Raw genomic sequence first — 11005 nt, forward strand, 5'->3', positions numbered from 1 at the left:
CCAGGATCAAACTCATCTTTAAAATGTAAATCGAATTTGAATACTTATTCAACACTGTGAATAAGTTTCCTTAGCATCACAAATTGACTTTGCTAGCTTCTTACTAGTTTTTTTGGAAACATCTTTTTGTTTCCTGTCCTATGAATTGATTGGTGAAACATCTGTTTCATCGCTTTTTCATCTTCGTTCTGTTCAGTTTTCAAAGGTCACATTTTGTCGCTTTTATAAAAGCTATTAGCTTTTGGCGACTTTTAAATCATATCATCTAAACGCTTACCTGTCAACAAATATTTGAATTAATTTTATTGCATTTATTTCAAAATTTAATTGATTAGTAGCGCCGAAAACTAATATATCAATTTTAAAAGAAGATGTCAACAAGTTTATGCATAAAAATGCGAGAAAATATTTTTTTTACTATTGAAGAGTATATTTTGAGCCTTGAAAAGCTTATTACGTATAAAAATTGACCCTTTTATGCATAAAAAAAACCATCTAATAGAAGATAGATGGTTTTATTGATTCTTTTTTTTAGACTTACATTCAGGACATAATCCATAAACTTCTAAGCGATGTTTGTTGATTTCATAACCTGTGACATGAGAAGCGAAATGTTCTACTTCATCTAGGCCAGGATAGTGAAAATCAACAATCTTTCCGCATTCATCGCAAATTGCATGATAATGATTGGATGTGGAAAAATCAAATCGGCTTGAAGCGTCGCCATATGATAATTCCTTAATTAATCCCGCATCTCTAAATACGCGTAAGTTGTTATAAACTGTAGCAACACTCATATTCGGGAAATTGCCTTCAAGAGCTTTATAAATCTCATCAGCTGTTGGATGAGTATGTGAATTAATTAAGAATTCAAGTATAGCATGACGTTGAGGAGTGATACGAACTCCTGATTGCTTTAAAATATCTATTGACTCTTTTAAATGAGTGTTAGACACCGTCATGCACTCCTTCCTTTAATAATGACTTTCTTTTATTTTAACGGAAATGTCTATGAACTGTCAATACAACGATTTAATAGCCTCTATTTAAGTTGATTTCATTTTGAACAGGTTGCTCATTTTTAAATTTAGACAAGCTATCAAGCCAAATTTCCATGCTTCTTCTAATATACTGATCAGTGTGTCCGGAAACGTGGGGGGTCATGGTGACATTTGTCGCTTCCCAAATCGGGCTTTCTGTAGCCAACGGTTCGTCTGGGTAGACATCTAGATAGAGGTGTCTGATTGTTTTTTCTGCTATAACTCGTTCTAAAACGGCTTTTTCGACTGCGTTACCTCGTCCGATATTGATAAATACGGCATTTTTTGGCAAACTTTGGAAGAAGTTCATATCATAAATTCCTGTAGTGGCTTTGGTTTTAGGCAGTACGGAAACGAAATAGTCCGCGTCTGTGATAATTTCGGCTAAGTCGCTCATGGCGAAAGTTTGGTCAAAACCTTCTACGGGGTGCCCTGTTGTGTTTAAGCCCGTCGTTTGCATGCCGAAAACTTTAGCGAATTTCCCGATTTGTGATCCAATTGCCCCAGCGCCTGCTACAATTATTTTTTTATTGCCTAGTTCGACAACTGGATGGGAAAATTCCCATTCTTTATTTTTTTGAGCTTCGTAAAAGTGTTGGAGTTGTTTTACGTCATGAAGTAAATAACTCATAATAAATTCAGCCATCGGAATAGCGTGAATCCCGCGAACATTTGAGATAAGAATGTTCCGGTCTAGTATTTCTTTTCTAGGTAGTCCGTCAACACCAGCTGAAAATACCATAATCCATTTTAACTGAGTAGCCCGGTTGATGATATCTGGTGTAATATCGCCGCCAAATGTGACGATGCAGTCCATTTCATTTAGTTGTTTAAAATTTGTTATTTCTTTTTCATAAAAAAATAAATCGTTTGGATAAGCTTCTTGTTGTTTCATTTGCCATTCTTTTGAAATTTTAAGCGTAAATAAAATTTTCAACTGATTCGCCTCCCTCTCTACTTCTATAGTTTATGCTTTTTTCCAAAAAACGGCAATAAAGTTGTTCTCGCCTGTTGATACTTTGTTTTTTTTCGCATAAAATGGACTACATAAGCGGGTTTCCGCGAAATTTAAAGGAGATGTCAAGATGGATCATTCGAAATCAATTGCCATACATAATGAAGCAAAAAAACATATTGTTGGTGGTGTAAATAGCCCGAGCCGTTCGTATAAAGGCGTTGGCGGTGGTGTACCGATTACAATGGAGCGAGCAGAAGGTGCTTATTTCTATGATGTAGATGGGAATAAATATATTGATTATTTAGCGGCTTTTGGACCAATTATAACAGGGCATGCCCACCCTCATATCACAAAAGCCATCACAAAGGCAGCTGAAACTGGTGTTTTGTATGGAACACCAACAACACATGAAATTACGTTTGCTAAAATGCTAAAAAGCGCCATTCCATCTATGGAAAAAGTACGTTTTACAAATTCTGGTACGGAAGCAGTTATGACTACAGTCCGTCTAGCTCGCGCTTATACTGGACGCGATAAAATTATTAAGTTTGGCGGGTCTTACCATGGTCATTTTGATCTTGTTTTAGTCGAAGCGGGCTCTGGGCCATCAACGCTCGGAACGCCTGATTCAGCTGGTGTGACAGAAGCGACAGCGAAAGAAGTCATTACCGTTCCGTTTAATAACATAGATGCTTTTAAAGAGGCTCTTGACGTTTGGGGAGAGCAAGTGGCGGCTGTTCTTGTGGAGCCGATTGTGGGAAACTTTGGTATTGTTGGACCAGAAGCTGGATTTTTGGAAAAAGTGAATGAACTGACTCACGCTGTTGGTGCGCTTGTGATTTATGATGAAGTAATTACAGCTTTTCGTTTTATGTATGGTGGGGCACAAGATTTATTACAGGTAAAACCTGATTTAACAGCCCTTGGTAAGATTATTGGAGGCGGACTACCGATTGGGGCCTACGGGGGACGTTTAGATATTATGGAAACAGTTGCTCCACTTGGCCCTGCCTATCAAGCGGGAACACATGCTGGAAATCCGGCCTCTATTCTTTCTGGCATTGCTTGCCTTGAAGTGTTACAAGAAGAAGGACTTTATAATCGTTTTGAAAAATATGGAACTAAGTTAAAAGATGGTATTTTGCTTGCTGCAGAAAAGCACGGGATTACGATTACGATTAATCAAATTGTCGGCGCTCTAACTGTTTTCTTCACAGATAAAACGGTGAAAAATTATGCGGATGCAAAACAAAGTAATGGTGAACAATTTAGTCGTTTCTTTAAATTGATGCGCGAGGAAGGTATTTTATTAGCAGCTTCAAAATATGAAGCTTGGTTTATTACAACGGCACATACCGAAGCGGATATAGATGAAACTATCGCTGCTACTAATCGCGTTTTTGCTATGATGGCTTCTGAAAAATAATTTTATGTTAGAAAACTGAAAAATAGGGTTATAATAAGGTATGACTAAAACCGCTTATTAGAAAGGAACTACCTACCATGAAATTCGGAGCTAGAATTTTAAAAACGGGTATCGCGATCAGTTTAGCCCTTTTTATTGCTGAACTTTTCCATTCACCATCCCCATCGCTTGCAGGAATTTCTGCTATCTTTGCGATTCAACCATCAATTTATCGATCCTATCGTACCATTCTAGAACGAGCACAGGGGAATGTGATAGGCGCTATTATTGCGATTGTTTTTGGTTTATATATCGGAAATGATTTCATTTTAATTGGTGTAGCTTCTGTTCTTTGTGTGGCTTTACTTCTTCAATTTAAGCTTGAAAACACTGTAGGTTTAGCGCTCGTTACACTAGTTATTGTAATGGATTCTCCGGGAAACGATTTCTTAGAGATTGCTTTAATTCGTTTTGGGACCATCATGCTTGGACTCGTGGCTGCATTTATTGTAAACCTCATTTTTATTCCACCTAAATATGAAGTTGCTTTATTCCAACAAATTTATAATACAAACAATGAAATTATTAAGTGGATTCGCTTGAATTTACGACATGCTGCTGACTTTCCTTTATTAAAAAAAGATATGAGTTGGATGCAAAAACAGCTTACTCAAATTCGAAATCAATACGAGCTTTACAAGGAAGAGCGTACTTTTTTAAAACGGAATTCCGTTTCTAAAGCACGGAAAATCGCGATTTATCGGCAAATGATTCTTTGTTCACAAAAAGCGTATGAACTATTAAAAATTCAAAATCGTTATGAAAATGATTATTTGCAGCTTGAGCCGACGAAACAGGAAGTTATGAGGCAGCAAATTGATTATTTAGCTGATAAACATGAACAACTTCTCTTAACTTATATTGACCGAGTTGCTATTGATGCCGAATATATTGAAGATCATTTAGCGCAGGATCCAAAAGAATTAATGGATTTGTTTTTAAATGAGATGAAATCGGATGATCCGGAAAACAATCCAGATGAGTATCATTTGATGCGTATTATCGCTTGCGTGTTCGCTTATCAAGAAACACTCGATTACTTGGAGAAATTAATTCATAGTTTTAAAATTCGACATACAGACGAGAATAAAATTGATATTAGTGTCACAGATGAATAAAAAAAGAGGTCTAGCAGTTGCTAGACCTCTTTTTAACGGTATTCTTTGTACTTCTCGTACCAAATATCAATATAGTCCTTTGAAAAAGGCCCTTTTTTATCCAAAATCCAATGACTTAAAATATCTACATTATTGCGTAAAATTCGGTCAATGGCATCCGGATATTTCATTTGGCGGCGATGTTGTTCATATTCGCCCTCATCAAGTAAGTGGAAACGTCCATCAGGAAAAACTTTAATATCTAAGTCATAATCAATATACTTTACCGCTTCCTCATCAACCGCAAAAGGTGTGCCTAGATTGCAATAATGATACAAGCCATCTTCTCGTATCATTGAAATCACATTAAACCAATAATCACTATGAAAATAGCAGATAGAAGGCTCTCTTGTCACCCATTTTCGACCATCAGATTCTACGACAAGTGTATGATCATTTCCCCCGATAATAACATTTTCCGTTGCTTTTAAAACAACTGTTTTTTTCCAAGTACGATGAAGTTTACCGTTATGTTTGTAACTCTTGATTTGAATGATTTCCTTCTCTTTTGGCAAGTACATACACACTTTCCTACTTTCTCCATGTACTAGAAGCTGTTATTCACAAATCATTATAACATAACCAAACAGCTCAAAAAAACAATATACTACGTAAAAACACTTAAAAACCTTACTTTTTGCAAAAAAGAAACAAATTAGTTAGGCATTTATCATTTTAAATTACCTAAACTAATTTGTTTCTTCATTAAACTAGTAACGTTCGACCGCCATCTACTACAATCGTCTGACCGCGAATCATATCTGCTTTGCTACTCGCTAAAAACAGTACCGCGTTAGCTAAATCTTGAAGTTCTACCATGCGTCCAGCCGGCGTTTTACGAATCGCATCATCAATTAATTCTTCTTTATTAGGAAAATGATCGAGCGCATCGGTTTCAATCAATCCGCCCGAAACAGTATTCACAGCAATCCCAAGCGGTGCCAGCTCAACAGCCAAATAACGGGTAAGCGATTCAACTGCCGCTTTTGAAACGCCTACTGTTGTATAATTGTCTAAATAACGAATTGATCCAATGGAACTTAAACCAATAATTTTCCCACCGCCATTCTCCTGCATCATTTTTGCAGCTTCTTGACTAGCAAAAAGAAAGGCTTTCGCATTAATATTCATCGTCCAATCCCAATGTGTCTCGCTAAGTTCCATAAGTGGTTTTAAAACGCCACTAGCCGCATTGCTAATAAATAAATCAAGACGTCCAAAAATAGCTTTAATTTCCGAGAACATCTTTTGCGTTTTATCCACATCACCAATATTCGCTCGAAATAGTTCGCACTTTCTACCTAGTTTTTCGATTTCTGCCTTGACTTCCTCTGCTTTCTTTCGATTACGCGCAAAATTAATGGCAATATCATACCCTTCTTCTGCGAGCTTTATCGCAATCACACGTCCAAGCCCTCGACTACTTCCAGTTACTAACGCTACTTTATTCATTATCTAAATTCCCCTTTTCTTCTATAAAACTTTGCCACATTTTTTGATATGGTACAGGAAATGCAAGTTCAGACATCTCCTCAAGCGATACAAATTTCACTTTTTCTTGCGGGATAAAGTCTGTAATCTTTGCCGTCATAACGTCCACTTCCCACACAAGATGTGAAAAAATATGCTTCACGTGAGGTAGGGCGTCCTTTAATTCCACTTCAAACCCGTATTTTTTTAAAAAAGCAAGTTTTATCATTTCACGATTATCGTTTGCACCGACTTCCACAGTTGGAAACTGCCACAAATTAGCGAGTAAGCCATTCTCTTGCCGCTGCTCAACTAAAATACGCTTTTTATCCTGTACAATAATGGATAACAATTGAATTTTTTTCGTCTTCACTTTTTTTATTTTAACGGGATAATCTAATTCCCTACCGTTTTGATGCGCTAAACAAAACGATTGAAGGGGACATAATAAACACATTGGCTTTTTAGGTGTACAAACTAAAGCGCCGATTTCCATCAAACCTTGATTAAAGGAAGCTGGATCAATTGGGTCAATTAAATCATAAAGAACCGTTTCAAATATTTTCCGCGTACTTGGTTTCATAATGTCCGAATCAATTTCGCACACACGCGATATCACACGCATCACATTCCCGTCAATCGCTGGCTCAGCCTTTTGATAGGCAATACTTAAAATCGCGCCTGCTGTATAAGGCCCCACACCTTTTAAGCCTAAAATAGCCTTTTTAGTGTTTGGCACGATGCCGTCATGTTCTTCAATCACTTGGCGCATTGCGGTTTGCAAATTGCGGACACGAGAATAATATCCAAGACCTTCCCATATTTTTAAAATCGCATTTTCATCCGCATAAGCGAAGTCTCTCATCGTTTCAAAACGCGTCATAAATCGCTCAAAGTAAGGAATTACAGTATCCACTCGCGTTTGTTGTAACATTATTTCTGAAACCCAAATCCGGTAAGGATCGCTATTTTCTCGCCAAGGAAGTGTCCGTTTGTTCTCTAGATACCAGGCGATTAATGCTTGTCTAAATGCTTCTTTTTTTTCTGTATCAAAATATGTATTATTCATTCTTTCACCTAAATTTCTCATAAAATTCTAATGTCTATAGCTTTTGATGTGTAGTATAATTAAAACATGGGAATAGATTAATAGTTAAGCTTTTTCTATTATACAGAAGCTGTGTTTTTTTGAACAGCTCTCTGCTTAGAAAACTTAACAAACAGAGTAGTAATTACTCACCCACACTTTAGTCACAGGAAGATGCCGCTTGGTTTCCCAAGAGACTCTTTCTAACTTCTTGGAGGAGGAAAGCATTTGGACACAGGCACACATGTTGTTATGGGGATTGCACTTGGGGCACTCGCTACAATCGACCCTGTAGTTGCAAGTAGTACTCATGCTACGATGGGTATCATGGCAGCAACAATTATTGGTTCTCAAATTCCTGATATTGACACTGTATTAAAACTTAAAAACAATGCGGACTATATTCGTAACCACCGGGGGATTACACACTCCCTTCCGATGCTTGCTATTTGGCCGCTACTAATTTCAACTGTACTTTACTTTATTTTTCCAGCAGCAACCTTTTTACACTTGTTACTCTGGAGCTTTATAGCAGTCGGGTTACACATTTTTGTGGACATATTTAACGCATACGGAACCCAAGCGATTCGGCCATTCAAGGATACGTGGGTAGCATTTGGTTTTATCAACACATTTGACTGGTTTATCTTTTCATCACATGTGGTGGCTATTATCATTTGGCTACTTGGTGCACCTGCCGGCCCAACATTCTTTACGCTTTACGGTTTACTCGCGTTATATTATGCCGCCCGCGCAGTGACACAGCGAATGATTAAACACGCGGTTAGAAATTTAATTCCTGACGCAGAAGAAATTATCGTCGCTTCGACGATTCACTTCTTCCAGTGGCGTGTCGCTGTTACAACGAAAGACCATTATTATGTAGGTCGTGCGTTTAAACGAAATATCTCAATTTATGAGAAGTTTGATCGCCTGCCCATTCCAAATAATGAAATCATTCGTTCTGCGAAACTCGATAAAAATTTGGCTGCTTTTGTTTCCTTTTCAAAAGTGTATAACTGGAGAATTGAAGAAAAGCTTGATGCCACTTATGTTACGTTCACGGATTTGAGATACCGCAGCAATGGACATTACCCGTTTGTTGCCGTTGTTCGCTTGGATGATGATATGAATATTTTATCATCGTATACAGGTTGGATTTTCTCTGATGAAAAACTTCAGAAGAAACTCACCCCAGTAGCAATTTAACTTTAACCTCATAAGTAAACCCCAGCTGTTTATTCGCAGCTGGGGCTTTTTTATTTACCAGTACTTCCAACGCCACCTGCGCGCTGTTCATTCGTAACATCATCAACATCCGCAACAAGATATTTTGTGAAAATTCCTTGTGCAATCCGCTCGCCGCACTCGATTTTAACGCTTGTATCACTAATGTTTCGCATCGCAATCCCAATATTCCCATCATTAGAAGGGTTGCTATAGTAAGAGGCATCAATAATCCCCGTATTATTCGATAAATTAAGCCCTCGTTTAATGCCAATCGAAGAGCGAACAAAAACACTTAGCACCTCATCTTCTTGCATATACGTCTTGACATCTGTCCAGAAAATGTGCTGGCTCCCTGGGTGTAGCGTCACTTCTTCATTGGAAAAAAAATCATACCCAGCTGAGCCTTTATCAGACCGGACAGGTAGCGTAATGATTTGATTTGGAAACACTCGACTTGCATCCTTTACAATTTCAAAACCTCTTATTTTCATTGATATACTCCTTTATTTTTTTGAACTCACGTGGTGTAGCATTTTTCCGTGGCGTTCAATTTGTTGTTTAACATAATCATAGGCATATTCTTTGCCGCGATAAGGGTAACCTGCCTTGGCATAGGAACTCTCAAAATCAGACCATAACATTTCAATCCACCAAAGTGCTTTTTCTTCGGTTAAATTGGGATTTTTTGAGAGCAGTAGCTCGACAAGCTCTTCGATATATTCATTCAATCTTGTTCCACCTCTTCAAATACAATTTCATGTTCTGCTAGATAAGATTGTATTGTATCATATTGAAAGCCTTTTTGCATAAGGGATTGAATTGTTTTTTGTTTAGCTTTTTTAGAATCAAGGCGCTTGTTTTTACGCATTAATTTTTCAAGTTGTTCACCTAAAATTTGCTCATCACTATCTTCATTTAAATCCATTGTGGCAACTTCCGCGGCTTTTTTAGCAAGCTCAATAGAATAACCTTTTTGAAGTAAATCGGTCACAATTTTTTGAGTTAAAATTTTACGTGACGTTTTTTTTCCGCGACGTGCAATTTTCCGAGCTTCCTTTGTGGCATTTTCAAATTGTAAATCTTCACTATAAAGGGATACTGTATCGGTGATTAATTCGCGTGTTATCCCTTTTTCAACAAGTTCGCGTTCAATTTTACCTTTTCCTTTAGTAGTCGTCTTCATTTGCGTTTTTATATAAAGCTTAGCAAATTCGGCGTCATCTAAATAGTTCATGTCTGCCAATTTTTGAATCACGGTTGAAATATGCACCTCAGAGATTTCTTGTTTTTTTAAATAGTCTCGCACTTCCTTTTCTGAGCGCACGCGACGCGCTAAAAATTGAATGGCCCGGTTTAAGCCTTTTCGAATTTCATCCGCCTCAACAATTTCATCAATTTCCTCATTGGTTAACGATTTATTTTTTTTCAATTGAAATTTAACTAAGACGGCTTCGTCTACACTAAACAAATAATTTTCATCTACAAAAATGTTGTAACGTTCTTTGTTTTTTTGCTGGGCTGTGATAGCTGTTATTTTCATCAAAAAAACCTCCTACTACATTGTATCACAATGAAAGTCGCGTTTCTATTTGTAAAAAAAGGGAATAGATACAAAACGAGGTGAACCGATTATGAAAATTTTAATTGCTGGCGGAACTGGCTTTGTCGGCCGCCATTTAACGCATGATTTCGAAAAAACAATGGACGATGTGTTTATTTTGACACGCAGCGAACAAAAAGATTACGCCAACATCCATTTTATTCCTTGGCTACGGGGTGACAATGAACTTCCTGATTTAAAAAACGAAACCTTTGATGCGGTTATTAATTTAGCTGGTGTAAGTTTGTCAGATGGACGCTATACGGATGAAAAAAAACGAGCGATTGTCTCAAGTCGAGTTGAATCAACCGCGGCGCTTTTATCAATTGTTCGAAAAATGAAAACTAAACCAAAAGTTTGGATAAATGCAAGTGCAACAGGTGTATATCCTTCCTCTAAATCAGCGCTTTATTCAGATATTGGGGAAAATCCTATTAGTAGGACATTTTTAGCACGTACTGTATATGAATGGGAAAAAACAGCTTATGAAGCTGAAAAATATGATATTCGGGTTGCCTTTGCGCGCTTTGGACTTATATTAGGAACAGATGGCGGCGCCTTTCCGATTTTTGAAAAAGTCTTTCAAAATTTCTTTGGTGGCCGCTTTGGAAACGGTAAACAATGGTATTCTTGGGTGCATATCGAGGATGTTGTCTCTGCTATCCGCTTTATTATTCAAACGGACAATTTGAGTGGCCCCATCAATTTTGTTGCCCCCCACCCTGTTCAAGAAAAGAAGTTTGCTGAGGTGTTAGGTAAAAGATTGCATCGTCCTTATAAGACGCGAATTCCTAAAAAAGCCATTAAACTTGTCTTAGGTGATAAATCGGCTATGATTCTAGATAGCCAGCGTGTGTATCCTGACAAATTGCTTGCTAACCATTTTGAATTTCAATTTAACACCATCGATAATGAAGCTTTAGCTGATTTGATGGCTGAGTAAAATAAGAGTGCATAGTCTTTTGCTATGCACTCTTATCATCACACTGCTTAGAGAG

The 11005-nt window shown here is 37.4% G+C and carries 12 protein-coding genes; 4 read left to right on the top strand and 8 right to left on the bottom strand.

Annotation, left to right across the window (positions count from 1 at the left end):
• Positions 1 to 515: 515 nt before the first annotated feature.
• Positions 516 to 962 (bottom strand): peroxide-responsive transcriptional repressor PerR, encoded by a 447-nt coding sequence (perR, locus tag LFLEISCH_RS13815; RefSeq protein WP_007477791.1) that lies wholly within the window; start codon positions 960 to 962, stop codon positions 516 to 518.
• 70 nt (positions 963 to 1032) lie between these two features.
• Entirely contained in the window at positions 1033 to 1977 is a 945-nt protein-coding gene (locus LFLEISCH_RS13820; RefSeq protein ID WP_007477793.1) for an NAD(P)-dependent oxidoreductase, read from the bottom strand.
• A gap of 148 nt (positions 1978 to 2125) precedes the next feature.
• On the opposite strand from LFLEISCH_RS13820, the gene LFLEISCH_RS13825 reads away from it, so the two are divergent.
• Together LFLEISCH_RS13825 and LFLEISCH_RS13830 are read left to right on the top strand one after the other, a co-directional pair.
• Entirely contained in the window at positions 2126 to 3424 is a 1299-nt protein-coding gene (locus LFLEISCH_RS13825; protein ID WP_007477795.1) for a glutamate-1-semialdehyde 2,1-aminomutase, read from the top strand.
• Positions 3425 to 3501: 77 nt separating this feature from the next.
• Entirely contained in the window at positions 3502 to 4581 is a 1080-nt protein-coding gene (locus LFLEISCH_RS13830) for an aromatic acid exporter family protein (RefSeq protein WP_007477797.1), read from the top strand.
• A 32-nt stretch (positions 4582 to 4613) separates the two neighbouring features.
• Here LFLEISCH_RS13830 and ntdP read toward each other — a convergent pair whose 3' ends face one another.
• From ntdP to mutY, 3 genes are all read right to left on the bottom strand, one after another.
• A complete protein-coding gene (gene ntdP, locus LFLEISCH_RS13835) occupies positions 4614 to 5141 on the bottom strand; it encodes a nucleoside tri-diphosphate phosphatase (RefSeq protein WP_007477799.1) in 528 nt (175 codons plus the stop codon).
• Positions 5142 to 5325: 184 nt separating this feature from the next.
• The gene (fabL, locus tag LFLEISCH_RS13840; protein ID WP_007477800.1) at positions 5326 to 6072 is read right to left on the bottom strand and encodes an enoyl-[acyl-carrier-protein] reductase FabL; all 747 of its coding nucleotides are present in this window, start codon (positions 6070 to 6072) and stop codon (positions 5326 to 5328) included.
• Positions 6065 to 7159 carry an A/G-specific adenine glycosylase gene (gene mutY, locus LFLEISCH_RS13845; RefSeq protein ID WP_007477802.1) on the bottom strand — a complete coding sequence of 365 codons (1095 nt, stop codon included), beginning with the start codon at positions 7157 to 7159 and terminating at the stop codon, positions 6065 to 6067. The genes fabL and mutY overlap by 8 nt, the downstream gene beginning before the upstream one ends.
• Positions 7160 to 7405: 246 nt before the next feature.
• Between mutY and LFLEISCH_RS13850 the strand changes: the two genes are divergently transcribed.
• Positions 7406 to 8386, top strand: coding sequence for a metal-dependent hydrolase (locus LFLEISCH_RS13850; RefSeq protein WP_007477804.1), 981 nt, complete (start codon positions 7406 to 7408; stop codon positions 8384 to 8386).
• A 50-nt stretch (positions 8387 to 8436) separates the two neighbouring features.
• On the opposite strand, the gene LFLEISCH_RS13855 is transcribed toward LFLEISCH_RS13850, so the two are convergent.
• Genes LFLEISCH_RS13855 through recX form a run of 3 tightly spaced genes read right to left on the bottom strand, consistent with a single transcriptional unit; the run spans position 8437 to position 9947 of the window.
• Positions 8437 to 8898 carry a dCTP deaminase/dUTPase family protein gene (locus LFLEISCH_RS13855; protein WP_007477806.1) on the bottom strand — a complete coding sequence of 154 codons (462 nt, stop codon included), beginning with the start codon at positions 8896 to 8898 and terminating at the stop codon, positions 8437 to 8439.
• A 12-nt stretch (positions 8899 to 8910) separates the two neighbouring features.
• On the bottom strand, positions 8911 to 9135 hold the full coding sequence (locus LFLEISCH_RS13860) for a YfhJ family protein (RefSeq protein ID WP_007477808.1): 225 nt from the start codon (positions 9133 to 9135) through the stop codon (positions 8911 to 8913).
• The gene (gene recX, locus LFLEISCH_RS13865) at positions 9132 to 9947 is read right to left on the bottom strand and encodes a recombination regulator RecX (RefSeq protein WP_007477810.1); all 816 of its coding nucleotides are present in this window, start codon (positions 9945 to 9947) and stop codon (positions 9132 to 9134) included. The genes LFLEISCH_RS13860 and recX overlap by 4 nt, the downstream gene beginning before the upstream one ends.
• Positions 9948 to 10038: 91 nt before the next feature.
• Here recX and LFLEISCH_RS13870 point away from each other — a divergent pair, with 91 nt between their 5' ends.
• Positions 10039 to 10950, top strand: a complete 912-nt coding sequence (locus LFLEISCH_RS13870) for a TIGR01777 family oxidoreductase (RefSeq protein ID WP_007477811.1) — start codon at positions 10039 to 10041, stop codon at positions 10948 to 10950.
• Positions 10951 to 11005 lie beyond the last annotated feature (55 nt).

Origin of the sequence: Listeria fleischmannii subsp. fleischmannii LU2006-1 (assembly GCF_000344175.1) — a bacterium.
GTDB lineage: Bacteria > Bacillota > Bacilli > Lactobacillales > Listeriaceae > Listeria > Listeria fleischmannii.